Below are 20,640 nucleotides of genomic sequence, written 5' to 3'. Positions count from 1 at the left end.
GGCGTACCGTGGACAGGTGAGGTGGAGAATCGTCGCGGCCCCGGTCGCGCTGAGTGTGGCGCTGGCCCTGGGGACGACCCCGGTGGCCGCCGAGGATGTCGTCGTCCCATCCGCCGAGCCCACGCCGGTCTCCGTGCAGTGGACCGAGCCTGCCCCGACTGTGAGTACGGATCCGCAACACCTGGTCGAGGAATCCGGGGACTCCGGCGCCATGACCGTCGTGTACGCGGTCCAGGACGGCGACTCACTGCGCATCGAGACGCAGCGGGCACCGTCGGAGAGCGCGGCCGCCCAGACCATCGCGGAGGTCCAAGCAGACCCGGCGGTGATCGCTGTCGAAGTCGACGTGGCCACCCACCGGCTGACCGGTATGCCACCCCGCGCGCTGACCGGGGCGGATCCGGCCCGCGGCGAGCAGTGGGCGCTGGACACGTTGGGGGCCGAGACCGCGTGGGCGTCGTCGACCGGCGCCGGGGTCACGGTGGCGGTGATCGACTCCGGGGTGGCCCGGCACCCCGACCTCGCCGGGCTGTTCGTCCGCGGCAAGGACTTCGTGGACGGCACCGACGGCCGGGCCGACGCGAACGGGCACGGCACACACGTCGCTGGGATCATCGCCATGACTGCGAACAACGCCATCGGCGGGGTCGGACTGGCGCCCGGGGTGTCGCTCATGCCCGTCGTGGTGGCCGATGCCGGCGGGTCGGTGCGAGCCGGTGACTCCGCACAGGGCATCGTGTGGGCGGTCGACCACGGTGCCGACGTGCTCAACATGAGCTACTCGGGTTCGGCGAGTTCCGTGGAACAGAAGGCGATCCAGTACGCCCAGTCCAAGGGCGTGATCACCGTGGCCGCTGTGGGCAACGCCTACCTGGACTCCGGTGGTTCGCTGTACAACCCCGTGCAGTACCCGGCGGCCTTCCCCGGTGTGCTGGGGTGGGGCCGTCACCCGCGCGATGAAGCGCTCCTCGTTCTCCGAGGTGGGCAAACAGGTCGACATCATGGCCCCGGGTGGCAGCGGGAGTTTCGACTCCGCGCGTGGCATCTTCAGCACCTACAGCGGTGGCACGTACGTGCGCATGCCGGGGACCTCGATGGCCACCCCGTTCGTCACCGCGACCGTCGCACTCGCGCTGTCGAGGGAACGCACCCTGGGCCTGAACCTGGACACTGAGGACCTGCTGCTGGGCACGGCCACGGACCTGGGCGACCCGGGTCGTGACGACGAGTATGGCTTCGGCGTGGTGAACCCGGTCGCGGCGCTGGACACGATCACCAGCCTGTCCGCGAGCGGGGCGACGCTGCCCAGCATCAAGCCCGCTGAGATCACCACTCGTAAGGTGCGCCGGATCCGCCTGGACATCCAGGACGGCTACGTCCGTTACAAGATCCCCGCCACCGGCCAGTTCATCGTCGCGTGGGAGCAGTTGCGCCAGAAGTCGTGGTCGGATCCCGTCAAGTTCAAGGGCAAACACGAGGGCCGGGTCTGGTACCGGGTCCGCACGTCGACACCGGGCATGAAGGTCCGGATCCTGGCTGTTCGCAGCGGGACCTCCAAGAACGCCCCGATCTGGATCTCGCCGACCTTCCGGACCCGTGCCGGCGTCTCCTGACCTCCGCTAGCCTTGGCCGTCATGAACACCTTCGACGGGCGCGGTCTGGCTCTGGGCATTGCCGGCGGCGTCGCCGTCGGCTTGGTCATTTGGTTCCTCACCGGCAGCACCCTGTGGATCGGGCTGATGGCCGCCATCGGGGCGGTGCTCGGGATGAACGCCGGCTTCGGCAAATCCGACTGAACTGTGCGGTGGCGCACCCCCGAAGCCCATCGCAGGATGGGCACCATGACGACCGTTCTCATCACCGGATCCACTGACGGCATCGGCCTGCGCACGGCCCAGACCCTGCGCGCCCGCGGCTGCGAGGTCATCGTGCACGGCCGCGACCCCGACAGGGTCGAGGCGACCCAGGCAGATGTGGGGGCTGTCGCCGGGCTGGTCGCCGACCTCGGGGATCTGCACCAGGTGCAGCGCCTGGCCGACGAAGCCGCAGAACTGCACCCGGATGTGCTCATCAACAACGCCGGGATCTATGCCCGCGACCGGGTGCTGGCGCCGTCCGGCGAGGCGACCTGGGTGGTCAACCACCTCGCGGCCAGCCTGCTGGCGGACTCGCTGATCCCAACCATGCCGGGGGGCGGGCGGGTCGTCTACGTGTCGTCCATCGCCCACGGCCGGGCCGACCTCGACCTCGAGGACCCGGAGTTCGCACATCGGCCCTACGACCACTACGCGGCCTACGCCCAGAGCAAACTCGCGAACCTGCTCATGGCTCAGGAGACCGCACGCCGGCTCGGACCTGGCGCCACCGTGAGCGTCAATGCTCTGCACCCCGGGGTGATCGGCACCAAACTCCTCACGGAGGGATTCCGGGTCGACGGTCGCGACGACCTCGACCAGGGGTGCGCGACGTCGGTGTACCTGGCCGTGGACGCGCCCGCCGACGTGACCGGGCAGTACTTCGTGCGGTCCAAGCCCGCGGCAGTGCAGGGGCGCGCCCGCGACACCACACTGGCGGCCGACCTGTACGACCACACCATGGAGGTCCTCGAGGAACGAACTTAGTGGGAGAAGCCCGCCGCGTGGTCGGGGTCGTCCGGCATCGGACCGTCGAGGTTCTCGAAAAACTCCGTGGCGTGCGCCAGATCCGCCAGCAGCAGATCGGCCAAGTCCCTGCCGAAGCCGTTGCGGACCACGATGCGCAGGCCTGCAACGTCCGTGAGGTCCGGCGGCAGCGTGTAAGCCGGGACCTGCCAGCCGCGCTCACGCAACTTCGCCGAGACGTCGAAGACCGTGTAGTTCTTCCGGTCCGCCTTGAGCGTGAAGAAGAAGACCGGCAGTTCCGAGCCGTCGGTGGCCAACTCGTAGGGCCCCATCTCAGCGATCTCGGCGGCCATGTACATCGCGGTGTTGCGGCAGGCCTGCTGAATCGCCCGGTACCCCTCGAAACCGAGTCGGAGGAAGCGGTAGTACTGCAGGATGATCTGGCTGCCCGGCCGCGAGAAGTTCAGCGTGAAGGTGGGCATGTCGCCGCCGAGGTAGTTCACGTGGAAGATCAGGTCCTCGGGAACACACTCGTGAGTCCGCCACACGACCCACCCCACACCCGGGTAGACCAGGCCGTACTTGTGGCCCGAGGAGTTGATGGAGTGCACCCGAGGTACCCGGAAGTCCCACTCCAGGTCCGGGTCGATGAACGGCGCCACGAAGCCGCCGGACGCGGCGTCCACATGCACAGGGATGTCCCAGCCCTTGTCCTGCTGGACGGCGTCGAGGGCCTGCGCGATGTCGATGACCGGCTCATAGGACCCGTCGAAGGTGGAGCCGAGGATGGCGACCACCCCGATGGTGTTCTCATCGACGAGTCTGACCGCCTCCTCGGCCGTCAGGTGCAGCCTGCCCTCGGCCAGCGGCGCGTAGCGGGGCTCGACGTCCCAGTAGCGGCAGAACTTCTCCCAGACGACCTGCACGTTCTGGCCCATGACCATGTTCGGGCGGTCCGTGGGTTTGCCGGCCTCCTTCTGCTTCTGCTGCCACCGCCGCTTGAGCGCCAGCCCGGCGAGCATGACCGCCTCGCTGGAGCCGATGGTGGACGTCCCGATCGCGGTGTCGTGCTCCGGTGAGTTCCACAGGTTGGCGATGATGCTCACGCACCGCGCCTCCATCGCCGCGGTCTGCGGATACTCGTCCTTGTCGATCATGTTCTTGTCGTAGGTCTCGGCGAAGAGCCTGTCCGCCTCGTCGTCCATCAGCGTGGTCACGAACGTCGCGAGGTTCTGCCGGGCATTCCCGTCGAGCATCAACTCGTCGTGGATGAGTTGATACGCGACCCGCGGATCCCGGCCATCCTCCTCCAGTCGGTGCGCGACGATTGCTGTCTGCTCCGCGTACCGGGCGAACAACGGCGACAGGTAGAGGCGCTTGATCTGATCGAGATCTTCACTGTGCAGCATCGCTAGTCCCAGGGGTCGGCGGCGCTGTCAGACTATCTGCGGGACGGCGCAACGCGCTCCCCCGTGCAGGGGGATGCTGGCGCGCTACACCAGGTCGACTGCTGCGCCGGAGTCCGCACCGATGCGAGCCGCGATCGCCGCGACCGTCTGCGGATCGACCGCGCTGTCCACCGTCAAGGCGACGAGTGCCAGACCGCCGGCGGCATCCCGGCCCACCTGCATGTTGGCGATGTTGACTCCGGCATCACCCAGCAGCTGCCCGACGATCCCGACGACGCCGGGCTTGTCCTCGTAACGGAACACCAGCATGTGCTCGCTGATCGGGAGGTCGAGGTCGAGGCCGTTGACCTCGACGAGCTTCTCGCTGTCGCGGACCCCGAACACGGTTCCCGCGACGACCATCGACTGCCCGTCGGCGCATGCCATCCGCACCCGCACCACTGACCGGTGGTCCGGGGAGTCACCCTCGGTGACCAGCGCCGTCACCACACCCCGGTCGCGGGCGAGGACCGGCGCGTTGACGTAGGACACCGGGTCGTCGATGAGGACCGAGAACATGCCCTTGAGCGTGGACAGTTCCAGCACGCTCACGTCGAAGGCACTGATCTCCCCGAGCGCCTCCACGGTGACTTGCGCGACCGCCGAGGGGGCCATGGAGGTGGCGATGCGCCCGAGGTGCTCGGCCAGCTCGATGAACGGGCGGACCTCCTCGGCGATCACCCCGCCACGGACGTTGACGGCGTCGGGCACCAGTTCACCGCCGAGGGCCTGTCGTACCGATTTCGCCACTGCGATCCCGGCCTTCTCCTGCGCCTCGTCGGTGGAGGCCCCCAGGTGCGGGGTCGCCACGACGTTGTCCAGGGCGAAGAGTGGGGAGTCGGTGCACGGCTCCTTGCCGTAGACGTCCACGCCAGCTCCGGCGACCCGGCCCTCCGCCAGCGCGTCGAACAGGGCCTGTTCGTCGACAATCCCGCCGCGCGCGGCATTGATGATGTGGACGCTCGGCTTGACGAGCTTCAAGGCGCCGGCGTCGATGAGCCCGACCGTCTCCTTGGTCTTCGGCAGGTGCACGGTGATGAAATCGGACTGCTCGAGCAACTCCTCCAGCGACAGCAGCTTCACGCCCAGTTGGGCGGCACGGGCGGGCTGCACGTAGGGGTCGTAGGCGACCAGCCGTACCCCGAAGGCGCTGAGACGTTGAGCCACCAGCAGACCGATGCGGCCCAGGCCCACCACCCCGACCGTCTTGTCAGCCAACTCGACCCCGGTGTACTTCGAGCGCTTCCACTCCCCCTGCCTCAGCGCAGCGTGGGCCGGGGAGATGTTGCGGGCGCTGGCCAGCAGCAGCGCCACTGCGAGTTCAGCGGCGCTGACGATGTTGGAGGTCGGGGCGTTGACGACCATCACGCCGGCCTGGGTGGCGGCGTCCACGTCGACGTTGTCGAGCCCCACGCCGGCGCGCGCGACGACCTTGAGCTTCTTCGCCGCGGCCAGCGCCTCGGCGTCGACCTGGGTCGCGGATCGCACGAGGATGGCGTCCACGTCCACGATGTCCCGCAGCAGAGCCTGGCGATCGGCCCCGTCCGTGCGGCGGATCTCGAAGTCCGGACCCAGTGCGTCGACGGTGGCGGGTGAGAGTTCTTCGGCGATCAGGACGATGGGTTTGCTCACCCTTCGATGGTACGGATGGGGTTCACACCGCCCGGAGATAGCCCGTGGCGATGGCCTCGGCACGGGCGCCGTACCCTGCGCCGAAGAGGCGGTGGTGCACCAGCAGCGGCCAGAGCTGGTGCAACCCGATCCGGTCACGCCAGCCGGCCCCCAGCGGGAACGCCGCGTCGTACGTCTGCAACAGCTCGTCGAGGTGCGGCGCGCCGAACAGTGCCAGCATGGCCAGATCGGTCTCCCGGTGCCCCACGTGGCATGCCGGATCGACCAGCCGGGGCTCATCGCACCAGATGAGGTTGCCGGCCCACAGATCGCCGTGCAGCAGACTCGCGGGCTCCGGCGAACCGGCCCACTGAGGCGCGTCGGACAACACCTCCACCAGTTCCGCGCACGCCGGCAGGTCCGTCGTGAGCAGCGGGCGCAACCGGAGTTCGGCGTACATCTGCGGCCACGAGTCGAATCGCCCGGCCGGCATGGCCACCGAGCCGATCCGACCATGCTCCGGGCCGTCGCCGAAGTGGCCGGGCGAACACCGGTGCAGGGCGGCCAGTCGGCGGCCGAGGTCACGCGCCGCACTCCGTGTCGGCCGGCCCGCCTCGACCCACTCCAGGACCAGCCACTGCGGATCTGCGCACCACCTGCGGGGTGAGTCCCGGTACCGCGCTGCCTATCCGCTGCAGACCCTGCGCCTCCACCACCAACAGGTGCGGGTCGGGTCGCCGCGGGGTCTTGGCGAAGAAGACCCGGCCCCGGGCCTGGACGCGGAAGGCACGGCAGATGTCACCGCCCGCAAGCGGGGTCGCCTGATGCCGGCCGACGATCGGCGTGAGCGCCTCGATCACCGCGCGGCGGTGCGGTCCGCCAGGCGCCGGGCAACGGTGTCGACCGGCATCTGCAGCAGCAGGAACCATAGTGCGGTCTCCGGAGCGACCAGGGCCACCAGCAAACAGAACAGGAAGACGCCGGTGATCAACGTGGTCCGGATCTGTGCCTCCCGCGCCGACTCCGAGTCGACCTTCGTGGACATCAGCCCGGGCGTCCGACGCACGTGCCACAGGATCAGCGTCAGCAGCAGACTGATCAGCGCCATCCAGCCGATGTAGAACCCGGTCACCTGCCGGCTGGGGTCGTTGCCGATGACGATGTTCGTCGGCAGCGGCAGCAGCGCGATGGCGAACAGCCAGCCGAAGTTCAGCCATAGGGTCAGGCCGTCCACGGCCTTCACCCGGTTAAACAGCCGGTGGTGGCCCACCCAGAACACGGCGATGATCAGCCAGGTCAGGGTCAGCCCTCCGAGCAACTGCCCGTGGTCCTGCAGCGCGGCGAACACGTCGCCGTTCGTGACATCGATGTCCGCCAGCGGCAGGAGCAACACCGTGATCGCGATCGCCACCACGGCGTCGCTGAACGCGATGATGCGGTCGGCACCGAACCGCTCCGGTGCGTCGCTCATCGCGCGGCGGTGCCCTCCGTGTAGTCGTCGTCGGTGGCCACCCATGCCATGAGTTGGCGCAGTTCGCGGCCGACTTCCTCGATCTGGTGCTGCTCGCCTGCCTGGCGCATCGCCGCGAATTCCGGCGCACCGGCGTCCTGGTCGTCGATGAACCGCTGGGCGAACGCGCCCGACTGGATGTCGCCGAGGACGTCCTTCATGTTCTGCTTCACATGCGCGTCGATGACCCGCGGGCCGGAGACGTAGTCCCCGTACTCGGCGGTGTCGGACACACTCCAGCGCTGCTTGGCGATGCCGCCCTCGTACATGAGGTCGACGATGAGCTTGAGCTCGTGCAGGCACTCGAAGTAGGCGACCTCCGGCTGGTAGCCGGCCTCGACCAATGTCTCGAATCCGGCCTGGACGAGCGCGGATGCCCCACCACACAGGACCGCCTGCTCGCCGAACAGGTCGGTCTCGGTCTCCTCGGTGAATGTGGACTTGATGCCGCCGGCGCGCAAGGACCCCATGGCGCGGGCGTAGGACAGGGCCAGTGCCCACGCGTTGCCCGTCGCGTCCTGCTCGACGGCCACGATGCACGGGACGCCCCGCCCGGAGGTGTACTCCCGTCGCACCAGGTGCCCGGGCCCCTTGGGAGCCACCATGCACACGTCGATGTCCGCGGGCGGCTGGATGTAACCGAACCGGATGTTGAAGCCGTGGGCGAAGAACAGCGCGTCACCGGACTCGAGGTTGTCGCGGATGGCCTCGGCGTACAGGCCGCGCTGCACCGGGTCCGGGACGAGCACCATGATCAGATCGGCTTCCGCGCAGGCGGTTGCCGGGTCGACGACACGCAAGCCCTCGGCCTCGGCCTTGGCCCGCGACTTCGACCCCTCGGCCAGACCAACCCGCACGTCGACACCGGAGTCACGCAGGTTCAGCGCGTGGGCGTGCCCCTGCGATCCGTACCCCAGGATGGCCACCTTGCGGCCCTGGATGATCGACAGATCGGCGTCGTCTTCGTAGAACAGTTCAGCCACTTCATTCTCCTTGTACGGGTGTGTCACAGTCTCTCAGGTGGGGGATCGTCGCAGGCGTCATGGTGCCACCGAGACCGCGAGGAAGGCCGCGAACACGGCCAGGTGCACCCCGGCCTGCTGCAGAGTGGCCCGCCCCGGCACCACAGTCAGTGTCGATACGAACAGCGCGATCGCCAGGAGCACTATCTGCAGCGGACCGAGTCCCAACTGCAATTTCGTGGACAGCCAGATCTGGGCCACGGCGATCGTGGGGATCGTCAGGCCGATGCTGGCCATGGCCGACCCGAAGGCCAGGTTCAGGCTGGTCTGCACGCGGCCCAAGCGGGCGGCACGCAAGGCCGCGAGGCCCTCCGGCAGCAGCACCACCAGCGCGATGATGACACCCACGAATGCCAGCGGCAGTCCTGCTGCCAGCACCGCGGACTCGATCGTCGGCGACAGCGTCTTCGCCAAGCCGACGACAGCCACCAGGGAGACCAGCAGCAGCCCGACGCTGATCCCCGCGGTCCGGTTGTCCGGCGGCGGCATGTGATCGTCCTCGTGGCCGCTGCGGTCCAGGAAGTAGTCCCGGTGCCGCACGGTCTGCACGAATACGAACAACAGATACAGCGACAGCGAGGCCACCGCGGCGAATGCCAGTTGCCCGGGGGTGAACGTCGGGCCGGGCGAGCTTCTGGTGAACGTGGGTATCACCAGGGTGAGCACCGCCAGCGTCCCGATGGTCGCCAGCGCGCCGCCGGCCCCCTCGGAGTTGAACTTCACGATCGGTCGGCGCAAGGTCGCGGCGAGCAGCGAAACCCCCACGATGCCCAACGTGGTGATCATGATGGCGCTGAACACCGTGTCCCTGGCCAGGGTCTCGGCCTTCACGCCACCACTGGTCATCAGCGCGACGATGAGGGCCACCTCGATGACCGTCACCGCCACCGCCAGCACCAACGATCCGAACGGTTCGCCGACGCGGTGCGCCACCACTTCCGCATGGTGCACTGCCGCCAGCACCGCCGCCACGAGCACGAATCCGATGACGAACGCGAGCACTCCGGAGAGACTGCGACCCCAGGTCGCCACGAGCACCACGAGTCCCAGGACCGGCGCGAGGCGGGCGGCGCTCTCCACTAGGCGCTGCGGTCCACTGCGCGCAGGGAACGGTCGGAGATCGACTTGCCACCGCGGCCGACGGCCACCACCCCGGACTGAACGAGTTCCTTGATCCCGTACGGCTCCAGCACCCGCAGCAGCGCCTCGAGTTTGTCGCGGCTTCCGGTGGCTTCGACGGTCAGCGTCTCCGGTGCCACGTCCACCACCTTCGCCCGGAACAGCGTGGCGATCTCGAGCACGTTGGAACGCATCTCGTTGTTGGCCTTGACCTTGACGAGGACGAGCTCGCGCTGCACCGAGTTGTCGTCGAGTTCGACGATCTTCAGGACGTTGATCAGCTTGTTGAGTTGTTTGGTCACCTGCTCCAGCGGCAACTTGTCGACGCTGACCACGATCGTCATGCGGCTCACGGACGGGTTCTCCGTGGGCCCCACCGCCAAGGAGTCGATGTTGAAGCCGCGGCGGCTGAACAGCCCGGCGATGCGCGCAAGCACACCCGGCTTGTTCTCCACGAGCACGGACAGTGTGTGACGGCTCATCAGTCCTCCCGGTCCCAGGCCGGCGCGAGGTCGCGCGCGGTTGTAATGAGGTCGTTGCTGGTACCGGCCGGCACCATCGGCCAGACCATCGCGTCGCGGTGGACCTGGAAGTCGATGACCACTGGTGCGTCGTTGAGGGCCATGGCCTTCTCGATCACGACATCGACCTGGTCGCGGCTGTCGGCCCGCAGGCCGTAGCACACGTACGCCTCAGCCAGCTTCACGAAGTCCGGGAACTGGTGGGACTGCAGATCGGTGTTGGAGTACCGCTCGTTGTAGAACAGGGTCTGCCACTGCCGGACCATGCCCAGGCTGGAGTTGTTGATCAACGCCACCTTGATGGGGATGTTGTTGATGGCGCAGGTGGCCAACTCCTGGTTGGTCATCTGGAAGCAGCCGTCGCCGTCGACGGCCCAGACCACCTTGTCCGGCGCCCCGACTTTGGCCCCCATCGCAGCCGGCACCGAGTACCCCATCGTCCCCAGCCCGCCGGAGTTGAGCCAGTGGCCCGGCTTCTCGTATCCGATGAACTGCGAGGCCCACATCTGGTGCTGGCCGACGCCTGCCACATAGATCGCGTCCGGTCCGACGATCTGGCCGAGGCGCTCCAGCACGTACTGCGGTTCGAGGGCATCCGGGTGTTCCTCGTAGCCGAGCGGGAAGCGTTCGACCCAGCCGTCGATCAACTGCCACCACTGCGCGATGTCGATGTCGTCCTTGCGGTGCTTCAGGGCGTCGATGAGCGCCAGGATCGTGGCCTTCGCATCCCCCACGATCGGCACGTCGGCGTGGCGGTTCTTGCCGATTTCGGCCGGATCGATGTCGGCGTGGATGATCTTGGCCTCAGGGGCGAAGGAATCCAGGTGACCGGTGACCCGGTCGTCGAACCGCGTGCCGAGGGCGATGAGCAGGTCGGCCTTCTGCAACGCCCCGACCGCGGGGACGGTGCCGTGCATCCCGGGCATGCCGAGGTTCTGCCGGTGACTGTCCGGGAAGACGCCCCTGGCCATCAGCGTGGTCACCACCGGGATACCGGTCATCTCCGCCAGTTCGAACAGTTCCGCCGAGGCACCTGCCCGCACCACGCCGCCGCCCACGTAGAGCACCGGCCGCTTCGCCTTCGCGATGAGTTTGGCCGCTTCCTTGACCTGCTTCCCATGCGGCACGGTGTTCGGCCGGTAACCGGGCAGTTCGACGGAATCGGGCCATTCGAAGGTTGTTCGGGAGGCCAGGGCGTCCTTGCTGATGTCCACGAGGACTGGCCCCGGCCTCCCGGTGCCTGCCAGGTGAAACGCCTCGGCGATCACGCGCGGGATCTCCGCGGGATCGGTGACGAGGTAGTTGTGCTTGACGATCGGCATGGTGATGCCGGAGATGTCAGCTTCCTGGAAGGCGTCCGTGCCGATCGCGGCACTCGGCACCTGGCCGGTGATCGCGACGATCGGGACCGAGTCCATGTAGGCATCGGCGATGGGGGTGACGAGGTTGGTCGCGCCCGGCCCGGAGGTGGCCATGCAGACGCCCACCTTGCCGGAGGTCTGCGCGTAGCCCTCCGCCGCGTGACCGGCGGCCTGCTCGTGGCGCACGAGGATGTGGCGCACCTGCTTGGAGTCCATCAGCGGGTCGTAGGCAGGCAGGATCGCACCACCTGGGATGCCGAATACGGTGTCGACCCCGGCATGCTCCAGCGACTTGATCAGACTGGCGGCGCCGGTCATGTGCTCGGCCATGGTCATCCTTCCTGCAACGAAAAACCCCCCGACCCGAATGGGTAACGGAGGGTAGCGCGCCTGTCCCGGGAGGGGCTCAGACGCGCTCACTTACGAGAATCAGGTGCTGCACCCGTTCAGAGTATCCTGCGGCCCACAGACTGCCAACCCGGGGCCCGTGTCGGACGGGGCCAGTCACAGGAACGCCGCGGCGATCGCCGCCATCACCTGCGGGTCGGCGTCGAGCTCGCTGTCGCCGGGCCGGGGGTCGTGCACGATGAGGTCGGTCATGCCGACGCGTTCGCAGATCCCCAGCAGGTGCTCGACCACGTCCACGCCCGTGAGTCGGTGCGACGACACCAGCACCCGGTCGATGGTCGCAGGATCCCGGCTCAGGCGCTCACACTGCTCGTCGAGGACGGCCGCCTGCGCCAGGACCACGGCCTCCAACTCCGCCAGCGACTGATCGCCATCCCTGCCATACGTGACCCACCCCTGCCCGTAGCGGGCCGCCATGCGCAGCGTGCCCCGACCCGCGGCAGCCACCAGGAAGGGCACTCGCGGATGCTGCACGCACGCGGGGATGTTCTGCGCGGCATCGACCGGGTAGCGGGGGTTGTCCGATGAGAACGTGGGCTGGGTCAGCAGCCCGTCCATCACCTCGAGGAAGTCGCCCAGGCGGTCGGCGCGCTCCCGGGGGCTGGGCACCGCATTGCCGAAGACCGTCGCGTCGTACCCGGTGCCGCCAGCGCCGATGCCCAGTGTCAGCCGCCCGCCGCTGACGTGATCGAGGGTCAGCACATCCTTGGCCAGCGTCACCGGGTGCCGGAAGTTCGGGGACGCGACCAGCGTTCCCACCCGGATGCGCTCGGTGACCGCAGCGACCCCGGTCAGCCACGGCACTGCGCCGAACCAGTCGGAATCGCGGAACCGTCGCCAGGAAAGGTGGTCGTAGGTCCACAGGTGCGCATACCCGAGCGCCTCCAGCTGCTGAACCCGAACTGCAGCCTGCGGCCAAGGATCCGCGGGCAGGACCGCGACGCCTATGCGCACGGATCAGTCGCAGACCGCGCCGCGCGAGGCCGAACCCACCAGCCGGGCGTACTTGGCCAGCACGCCCCGCTCGTAGCGGGCCGGCAGCGGTTGCCAGGCCTCCCGCCGAGCGGCTTGTTCGTCGTCGTCGACCAGCAGGTCCAGGGTGCGGTCCTTCAGGTCGATACGCACCCGGTCGCCATCGCGGACCAGGGCGATCGGCCCGCCGTCCGCCGCCTCCGGGGCGACATGCCCCACGCACAACCCGGTGGTGCCACCTGAGAAGCGGCCGTCGGTGATGAGCAGGACGTCCTTGCCCAGGCCCGCCCCCTTGATGGCGCCGGTGATCATCAGCATCTCGCGCATGCCGGGACCACCCTTCGGACCCTCGTAGCGGATGACCACGACGTCACCGGCCTGAATGGTGCCGTCCTCCAGCGCCGCCATGGCGGCCTGCTCGCGCTCGAATACCCGGGCCGACCCCTCGAAGACGTCGACCGGAACCCCGGCGCTCTTCACGACGGCGCCTTCGGGGCACATCGACCCCGACAGCACGGTGATGCCGCCGTGGGTGTCCAGTGCGCTGTCGACCGCGTGCAGGATGTTCCCGTCCGGGTCCGCCGGCTGCAGGTCGGCGAGGTTCTCCGCCACCGTGCGCCCCGTGACCGTCATGCAGTCGCCGTGCAACAGCCCGGCTTCCAGCAGCGCCTTCATCACCACGGGCAGGCCGCCGACCCGGTCCACGTCGCTCATGACGTACCGGCCGAAGGGCTTGAGGTCTCCCAGCAACGGCACCCGGGAACCGATGCGGTGGAAGTCCTCGAGCTCCAAGTCCACCTCAGCCTCGTGGGCCATCGCCAGCAGGTGGAGCACGGCATTGGTGGATCCGCCGAGTGCCATCAGCACGGTGATGGCGTTCTCGAACGCCTCGCGGGTCATGATCTGCCGGGCCGTGATGCCCCTGCCGGATCAGCTCGACGACAGCCTCCCCCGAGCGACGGGCGTAGGTGTCCCGGCGGCGGTCCACCGCGGGCGGGGCAGCCGACCCCGGCAATGACAGGCCCATGGCCTCGCCGATGCTCGCCATCGTGTTCGCGGTGTACATGCCGCCGCAGGCACCCTCACCGGGGCAGATGGCCCGCTCGATCTCATCGACCTCCTCACGGGTGATCAAACCCCGCGCGCACGCACCGACCGCCTCGAAGGCGTCGATGATGGTGACATCGCGGTCCCCGACCTTGCCGGGCAGGATGGAACCGGCGTAGACGAACACCGATGCCACGTCCAAGCGGGCGGCGGCCATCATCATCCCCGGCAGGCTCTTGTCGCAGCCGGCGAAGGTCACCATGCCGTCGAGCATCTCGGCGTTCATCACCGTCTCCACGGAGTCAGCGATGATCTCCCGGCTGACTAGGGAGAAGTGCATCCCCTCGTGCCCCATGCTGATGCCGTCGGACACCGAGATCGTCCCGAACTGCAGCGGGAACCCCCCGGCAGCGTGCACACCCTCCTTGGCCGCTTTCGCGAGGCGGTCCAGGGACAGGTTGCAGGGGGTGATCTCGTTCCAGCTCGACGCCACCCCGATCTGCGGCTTGTCGAAGTCCTGGTCGCTCATGCCGACCGCGCGCAACATACCGCGGGCGGGGGCGCGTTCGAGGCCATCGGTGACAACGGAACTGCGCGGTTTCATGTCGGCCATGGCGTCAGGGTATCGCCGGGGGGGTTGGGCTGCTGCGACCTATCTGATCCTCACCCTCCGGCTCGTACCGGCTGGACCCGCACCGTTCGCATTCAACGCATACACCGTGAAGCGGTAGCGTTTGCCGGACTTGAGCCGCTTCACCGTGCACTTCGTGCGACCACTCGTCTGGCAGGCCCGGGTGCCCGGCGAGGCGAACACGCGGAACGACGAGATCGCGGCGCCACCGTCCGACGTCGGCCAGGACCAACGCACCACAGCCTTGCCCCGGCGGACCTTGACCTTCACGCTGCGGGGCGACCCGGGCACCGTGCTGGGCACCACTGCCGCCGACCATGCGGAAACCGGGCTCGTGCCCCAGGCCGTGTGGGCTGTGACTGCGAAGCTGTACGACGAGCCGTTGGCCAGGCCGGGCACCACGCAGCTGGGGGCTCCCCGGCGGCGGTGCAGCCCGGCTGCCCGGTCGAGGTCAGGACGGTGTACCCCGTGATGGGGCTGCCGCCGTCACTGGCCGGCGGCTGCCAGGAGACGGTGGCGGAACCATTGCCGGGTGCGGCACTCACGGCTCCCGGCGCGCCAGGCGGCACCGGGGTCGGGAACTGCACGTTGAGGTTGACGTTCGGAGATCCTGCTTGCCCGTACGGGTAGCTGATGACACCTGTCGTCGCCTGGCTCATGACCGCCGCCTGCACTGCCGCAGCGCCGGCGCCCGGGTAGAGCTCCCAGTAGATGGCGGCAGCACCTGCCACGTGCGGGCTGGCCATCGAGGTGCCGTTCTTGCTCACGCCGGCGCCGCCGAGGTAGTTGGTGCTCACGATGCCCTGGCCCGGGGCGTACAGGTCGAGGCAGGACCCCCAGTTGGAGAATGACGTGTCCTGGTCCGAGGAGTCGACCGCCCCCACGGTGAGCACGGACGGCTCGCTGGCCGGCGAGACGGTGCAGGCATTGACGCTGTCGTTGCCCGCCGCGACGGCCACCGGGATGCCCAGCGCAACGAGCCCAGCCGCCGCGCTGTTCTGCGCGGATGAGAAGGGCCCGCCGAGGCTCATGTTCACGATGGAGTGGGCCGGTGCGTTCGCAGCCACCCAATTCATCCCGGCGATGCTCGCGCTCGTCGGCCCGGACCCGTCGCAGGCGAGGACGCGCACGGGGTGCAGGATGACGCCCGGCGCCATGCCGTACGTGGTTGACCCCACGGTCCCGGCCACGTGGGTGCCATGTCCGTTGCAGTCACTCGCGCTCGTTGCGACGTCGGGCGAGTAGGCGCCGAAGCCGAGCCGGCCCGCGAACTCCGGACTGGAGTTGATCCCCGTGTCGATGACGAAGACGTGTGTCCCGGCGCCGGTGGCCGGCGGGGAGTAGTCACCGTTCAGCGGCAGGTTCCGTTGGTCCGTGCGATCGAGGCCCCACGAGTTGGCCACCGACGCGGTCCGCTGCTCGTCCATGGTCCGAACCTGCCGGTCCGGCTCGACGGCCACCACACCCGGGTCGTCGCGCAGTTCCTGCACCTGTGCGGCGGTGGCCTGCACCACCGCCCCGCGGAAGACCGGCCCGGTCAGGTTCGCCAGAACGGTCTGCGATGACAGCGCCGCGGAGACCGACGTGCGCTTCGTCAGCGTCACGATGTACGGCCGTCCAGGATCGTCGCCGGTGGCGGATACCGACGGCAGAGCCGCGTCACGCTGGCGTTCGTCCCCGGTCGCCGGCGCGGCTCCCAACAACGCGAAGCCGATCGCACCGGCGCAGATTGTGGCGAAGAGAGATCGATACATGGGGACCACCCGCTTCGATAGCACGGACCGCAACACCTTCAATGCTGCCAGCCGCGCCGCGGGGAAGGGCTGCCGAGCGGACGCTCGTCCGGGTGACCGGTGCACGGACTCGATCCGCGACCTTGCGACACTGGACAGGATGTACTCGACGTTCACCTTCACCAGCACCGACGGCACGCAGGTGCTCGGCTGGAGCAATGACGGGCACGGCCCCGCGATCGTGGTCTGCAACGGTCTCGGCGTGCCACCTGAGGCCTGGCCGCGCCTGCTGGATCCCGACTGCGGGTACCGCGTCGTGGGCTGGAACCACCGCGGCGGCCTGGGCTCCGGACGCCCTGCCGACCCCGAGGCGATCCGCGTCGAGGACCACGTCGCCGACGCACTGGCGCTGATGGACCACGTCGGGATCGACCGTGCGCTGCTGGTGGCCTGGTCACTGGGCGTGAACGTCAGCTTCGAGATCGCCGCCGAGCACCCGGAGAAGGTCGCGGGCATGCTCATGTGCGCCGGCGTGCCGGGTGGGACCTTCGACGCGGCCTTCTCGAACCTCTTGGTTCCCAAGCCTCTGCGCAAGCAGTCGGGCCTGCTGGTGAGCCGGGCCGGCCAGGCCATCGGCGGGCCACTTTCCGCACTCGCGCGGGTGGTGCCCAAGGGCCCGGCGTTCGCCGAGGTCCTGCGGCACAGCGGTTTCATGCTCCCCAGCGCGCGGACCAAAGACGTGGTGCCCTGGATCCAGGCGTTCCTCGAGCACGACTTCGAGTGGTACTTCCGGCTCATGGTGGCTGCCGCCGATCACGAGCCGATGGACCCCTCGTTCGTCGAGTGCCCGATCACCGTCGTGGCTGGTGGTTTCGACGTGATGACCTCGATGCGCGATGTGGTGGCCTTCGCCGAGCGGATCGAGCAGGCGGAGGTCCACGTCCTGCAGGGCACACACTTCGTGCCTCTGGAGTTCCCCGACGAGATCATGGCGATGCTCGACGGCCTGCTGCTGCGCAGCGACCTTGTCGCGGGCACCCACGTGTAGCCGTTCACCCTATGGCGCGGCCGCGCCCACCCGTGCCAGGGTGCGGCATGCGCTTCGCGGCCGCGCTGGCAGCGGGGGTCCTCCTGGTGACCCCGCTCCCCGCGCATGCGCAATCGGTCGCCAGTGACGGCCCGGACACGACGCTGACCACCCCGTGGGACCGCCATGTGAGCGCGAAGAAGAAGCCCAAGAAGAAGCGCGTGTACACGACTCCCGGCTACAAGCCCAAGCGGAAGGTCGTACCCGTCACGCCGGTCGAACCCCCGGCCCGCCCGCTGATCCAGTTGGCGGACGCCGTCACGGAGCCCAGGGTGCTGCTCGACGCGGCGGGGACCGCCCACATCACCTGGGTCGAGCGCGGCACGCCCGACCGCCCGGGGGACGTGGAGGTCTACTGCCGGCTGCCGCGCGGGGCCTCGGCCTGCGACTCGGTCAAGCGCTGGCCGGAGGCCTACCTGCCGGACATCGGCGTCACCAACATCAACGGGGTCCAGCCGCTGGCGCTCGGCGACGACCTCGCCCTGGTGAGCAGCCGCTATCCCTACGACGGCGTGCCCATCCCGGGCCGGCCGCCGAACAACACCCCCGAGTACGAGGATGCCACGGCGACCTTCTTGGACTTCAGCGCCGACGGTGGCACCACGTTCGCCCCGCGCACGTGGATCGGCGACATGTCCGTCCACGACGCCGCGGTGTTCGGCCCGCCGGAAGCACCGAGCATCCTGGGGATCACCGACACCGTGACCGGCGGCACCAGCGTGCAGGCCTACACCGCCGGCCAGACATCGGTGGCCACGGCCCTGCTCGGGCCGGGCGTCCAGGCCTACGACGGGCGGGTGGCCAGCGAGGGCGGTGTGCCGATCGCCGCCTGGACCGACGCCAACGCCAACGGCTGGCTGGGCCGGTGGAGCGGCCAGGGGAGCCCGAACAACGTCGCCACCTGGCAGCGCGCCGAGATCGGGCCGGCCGGCGAACCGTCGTTGGCCCCCGGGCCCGCGGGCACACTGCTGCTGGCCAAGCCGGGCCTGAGCGGAATCCCGCAACTGCGCCGGGTGAACGACATGACAGTCAGCGACCCGGTGACCATGGCGCCCGGTGACTTCGCCACGGTGGAGCAGGACGGCGCCGGCGGGGTCTATGTGGGCAGCGTCGACCCTGGTACGCGCGGCACATTCCAGCTCCAGCGCGGCGACGGGACGGCCTTCGGCGGCCCCGTCACCGTGGCCACCGCGCCCACCGGACAGGCCTTCTCCACCAACCGGTTCGCCGTGCTGCCCGACGGTGGTGGCGTGGTCGTGATGGCGGGGTCAGGCGGCATCTACAACCCCCTGTACGTGACCTCGTTCGGAACCTTGGCGCCCACCGGTCAACTGGGGCTCGGCGGGCGCGCCGGTGAGGGCCTGGTCGGACCGGAGGCCACCGTGGAGTGCGGGCGGATCGCGTTCGGGGCCGTGGAGATGCGCACGTCCGGGTGCTTCTTCACCGCAACGCGGACCACCGCCACCAGTGGGCTGACCGCGACCCGCAGCATCCGTGTGGCGCAGGGCCCCGTGGATCTCAATGGCCTGTGGGTGCGGCCCGACAAGGGCGTGCAGATCCAGATCGACCCCGCGGCGAAGACGATCGACACCACCGGCACGGTCTCGGTGCAACTCGACGCCGGCGGCGGCCCCATCACCGTCTGGCGCGGCGAACTGCACCTGAAACTGCCCAAGCCGAACGAGAAGACGCTGCTGGCGAGTTTCGACACCTCCGCGTACGCAGCGGCGCTCAAGGGGTTCCCGATCAGCGGGCGCATCGACGTCGAGCTCACCGACAAGGGTGTGCGCATCCCGGTGAACCTGAAGCTGCCCAAAGCATTCGGCGACGCCCGGGGGGAGGCGGTCCTGCGCGCACAGGTGGGCAGCGGGCTGCAATTGGACTCCTTGCGCATCGAGATCAACGAGGCCTACCTGGCCGGCCCGACCCTGCGGGACGTGCTGCTGGAGTACACGGCCGGCAACGACACATGGGTGGGCAGCGGTCAGTTGATCATGCCGCCGGGACGCGGATCGCTGGGGATCGGCGTGAGCGTGCGCTTCGTCGCAGGCGGGTTCCGCGACGCGAGCGCGGAGGTGACCATCCCCTACCCCGGACTGCCGCTGTTCAAAGGCGTGTACCTGTGGAAGGTCCGTGGCGGGTTCGGTCTGCAGCCCACGAAGATCTCAGTGGGCGGCACCATCGGGATCATCCCGGTGGTGGCCGGGCAGACGTTCCTCGTGGACAGCAGCGCCGACGCGACGATCACATTCGGCACGCCGTGGGAGGTCAGCGTGCGCGGCGGTTCCACCGTGCTCGAGCTCATCCCCGTCTCCCGGGTCAAGGCCACCGTCAACGGTGATGGCTTCGTCGCCTACGAAGGCCAGGCGCGGCTGAAACTGGGCAGCAACGACCTCGGGGTGGGCGGCGGCGCCGGGCTGGGCCTGGCCTTCGACCTGCCCAGTGGCCAGTTCTCCGGCCGGTTCCAGAGCGGCAGCATCACGTTGTACGTCCCCGACCCGTTCCCCGACGTGGATCTCAACATCGCAGACATCGTCATCAGCAGTCGGGGCGTGGGCATGTGCGTCGGTGGCGCAGGCTTCCGGTACCGGTTCTCCGACAAGGACCTGACCCTGTTCCCACCGCTGGGGTCGTGCAACCTCGGTCCGATCCAGGTCGTGCTGACCCCCCGGCAGTCCCAGGCCCTGCGCGCGGGCCACGTCGCGGCCTCGGGCGTGCGCCTGAGCGGCGGGGTCCACGCCTACCTGCACATCGACGGCGTCGGCGGCGCCCCGGCAGTGAGCCTGATCGATCCCAAGGGGCGCCGGATCGATCCGGTCCGCCCAACGACCGTCACCCAGGCCAAGCGGGCCCGAGTCGTCGCGCTGTCGGCGGACAATCAGACGATCGTGTCCATCCGCAACCCCCGGAAGGGGAACTGGCAGGTCGTCGCCGCGGACGGTTCGGTGATCCAACGCATCCGGCTCACCGAGAGCGCACCATCACCGCGGCTGTCGACCCGCATCGTCCGCACCGGCGGCAAGGTCTCGTTGCGGTACACCCTGCGCGGCGGCAAGGACCTCGGCGCGATCATCAGCGAACGCACCCGGACGGGCACCTCCCGCGTCCTCGGCACGGTCAAGGCCGGTTCGGGAGCATTGCGAATCCCCGCCGGGACCGGTCCCGGCGGGCGGCGGACCCTCACAGCGATCATCACGCGCGACGGCATCCCGGTCGACCACGCCTCAGCCGGCAGGTACTCCGCACCCCCGCCGGCGCGGCCAGGCAAGGTCACAGGTGTGCGGATCGTCCGCAAGGGTCAGGGGGTCGTGGTCCGCTGGCGCAAGGCGCGTGGGGCCGACGCGTACGTCGTCGTCGTGCGGTCCGGGGACGGGCTGTCGCGACGCATCACCACCGGCCCCAAGTCCCGCGGCGTCCGGGTCACGGGCATCGACCGTGACGACCGGGCTGCGGTGAGCCTGCAGGCCGTGGCGAGCACCGGGCGGGTCGGCCCGACGACCCGGGACACCCTGCCCGCGCCCAAGCCGAAGAAGAAGAAACGCTCCTGATGTCGCCGGGGTCACCTGCCCG

General features: G+C 69.1%; 16 protein-coding genes and 2 pseudogenes. 6 read left to right on the top strand and 12 right to left on the bottom strand.

Annotation, left to right across the window (positions count from 1 at the left end; translation table 11 throughout):
• Positions 1 to 16: 16 nt before the first annotated feature.
• The 4 genes from IPG68_00490 to IPG68_00475 are packed head-to-tail and all read left to right on the top strand — an operon-like array spanning position 17 to position 2,621.
• Positions 17 to 1,174: a S8 family serine peptidase gene (locus IPG68_00490; GenBank protein MBK6761840.1), complete on the top strand. Its 1,158-nt coding sequence runs from the start codon at positions 17 to 19 to the stop codon at positions 1,172 to 1,174.
• A complete protein-coding gene (locus tag IPG68_00485) occupies positions 1,095 to 1,613 on the top strand; it encodes a hypothetical protein (GenBank protein MBK6761839.1) in 519 nt (172 codons plus the stop codon). Before IPG68_00490 ends, IPG68_00485 begins: the two co-directional genes overlap by 80 nt.
• Positions 1,614 to 1,634: 21 nt before the next feature.
• On the top strand, positions 1,635 to 1,796 hold the full coding sequence (locus IPG68_00480) for a hypothetical protein (GenBank protein ID MBK6761838.1): 162 nt from the start codon (positions 1,635 to 1,637) through the stop codon (positions 1,794 to 1,796).
• Between the two features lie 45 nt (positions 1,797 to 1,841).
• Positions 1,842 to 2,621, top strand: coding sequence for an SDR family NAD(P)-dependent oxidoreductase (locus IPG68_00475; protein MBK6761837.1), 780 nt, complete (start codon positions 1,842 to 1,844; stop codon positions 2,619 to 2,621).
• On the opposite strand, the gene IPG68_00470 is transcribed toward IPG68_00475, so the two are convergent.
• From IPG68_00470 to IPG68_00415, 12 genes and pseudogenes are all read right to left on the bottom strand, one after another.
• Positions 2,618 to 4,009 (bottom strand): glutamate decarboxylase, encoded by a 1,392-nt coding sequence (locus tag IPG68_00470; protein ID MBK6761836.1) that lies wholly within the window; start codon positions 4,007 to 4,009, stop codon positions 2,618 to 2,620. The two genes, IPG68_00475 and IPG68_00470, sit on opposite strands and share 4 nt — an antisense overlap.
• Before the next feature lie 84 nt (positions 4,010 to 4,093).
• Positions 4,094 to 5,680: a phosphoglycerate dehydrogenase gene (locus IPG68_00465; protein MBK6761835.1), complete on the bottom strand. Its 1,587-nt coding sequence runs from the start codon at positions 5,678 to 5,680 to the stop codon at positions 4,094 to 4,096.
• Between the two features lie 22 nt (positions 5,681 to 5,702).
• Positions 5,703 to 6,588, bottom strand: a pseudogene (locus IPG68_00460) (fructosamine kinase family protein).
• Positions 6,516 to 7,130: a DUF1211 domain-containing protein gene (locus IPG68_00455; protein ID MBK6761834.1), complete on the bottom strand. Its 615-nt coding sequence runs from the start codon at positions 7,128 to 7,130 to the stop codon at positions 6,516 to 6,518. The pseudogene IPG68_00460 and the gene IPG68_00455 overlap by 73 nt, the downstream one beginning before the upstream one ends.
• On the bottom strand, positions 7,127 to 8,152 hold the full coding sequence (ilvC, locus tag IPG68_00450) for a ketol-acid reductoisomerase (protein ID MBK6761833.1): 1,026 nt from the start codon (positions 8,150 to 8,152) through the stop codon (positions 7,127 to 7,129). Before ilvC ends, IPG68_00455 begins: the two co-directional genes overlap by 4 nt.
• 57 nt (positions 8,153 to 8,209) lie before the next feature.
• Positions 8,210 to 9,271 (bottom strand): ionic transporter y4hA, encoded by a 1,062-nt coding sequence (locus tag IPG68_00445; GenBank protein ID MBK6761832.1) that lies wholly within the window; start codon positions 9,269 to 9,271, stop codon positions 8,210 to 8,212.
• Positions 9,271 to 9,792, bottom strand: a complete 522-nt coding sequence (gene ilvN, locus IPG68_00440) for an acetolactate synthase small subunit (GenBank protein ID MBK6761831.1) — start codon at positions 9,790 to 9,792, stop codon at positions 9,271 to 9,273. Before ilvN ends, IPG68_00445 begins: the two co-directional genes overlap by 1 nt.
• Complete coding sequence (locus IPG68_00435; protein MBK6761830.1) at positions 9,792 to 11,522, bottom strand: acetolactate synthase large subunit; 1,731 nt, start codon at positions 11,520 to 11,522, stop codon at positions 9,792 to 9,794. The genes ilvN and IPG68_00435 overlap by 1 nt, the downstream gene beginning before the upstream one ends.
• Positions 11,523 to 11,696: 174 nt before the next feature.
• Entirely contained in the window at positions 11,697 to 12,548 is an 852-nt protein-coding gene (locus IPG68_00430) for an LLM class flavin-dependent oxidoreductase (protein MBK6761829.1), read from the bottom strand.
• Positions 12,549 to 12,557: 9 nt separating this feature from the next.
• Positions 12,558 to 14,232: pseudogene (ilvD, locus tag IPG68_00425) on the bottom strand (dihydroxy-acid dehydratase).
• A 39-nt stretch (positions 14,233 to 14,271) separates the two neighbouring features.
• The gene (locus tag IPG68_00420; GenBank protein MBK6761828.1) at positions 14,272 to 14,520 is read right to left on the bottom strand and encodes a fibronectin type III domain-containing protein; all 249 of its coding nucleotides are present in this window, start codon (positions 14,518 to 14,520) and stop codon (positions 14,272 to 14,274) included.
• Positions 14,517 to 16,004: a S8 family serine peptidase gene (locus IPG68_00415; GenBank protein MBK6761827.1), complete on the bottom strand. Its 1,488-nt coding sequence runs from the start codon at positions 16,002 to 16,004 to the stop codon at positions 14,517 to 14,519. The genes IPG68_00420 and IPG68_00415 overlap by 4 nt, the downstream gene beginning before the upstream one ends.
• Before the next feature lie 139 nt (positions 16,005 to 16,143).
• Between IPG68_00415 and IPG68_00410 the strand changes: the two genes are divergently transcribed.
• Both IPG68_00410 and IPG68_00405 read left to right on the top strand, forming a co-directional pair.
• On the top strand, positions 16,144 to 17,031 hold the full coding sequence (locus IPG68_00410) for an alpha/beta hydrolase (GenBank protein ID MBK6761826.1): 888 nt from the start codon (positions 16,144 to 16,146) through the stop codon (positions 17,029 to 17,031).
• 47 nt (positions 17,032 to 17,078) lie between these two features.
• Positions 17,079 to 20,618: a hypothetical protein gene (locus tag IPG68_00405; protein MBK6761825.1), complete on the top strand. Its 3,540-nt coding sequence runs from the start codon at positions 17,079 to 17,081 to the stop codon at positions 20,616 to 20,618.
• The last annotated feature ends 22 nt before the right edge of the window (positions 20,619 to 20,640 follow it).

The sequence above is a fragment of the Micrococcales bacterium genome (genome assembly GCA_016703125.1).
GTDB lineage: Bacteria > Actinomycetota > Actinomycetes > S36-B12 > UBA10799 > JADKAV01.
This window is presented reverse-complemented; position numbering and strand designations above follow the sequence as displayed.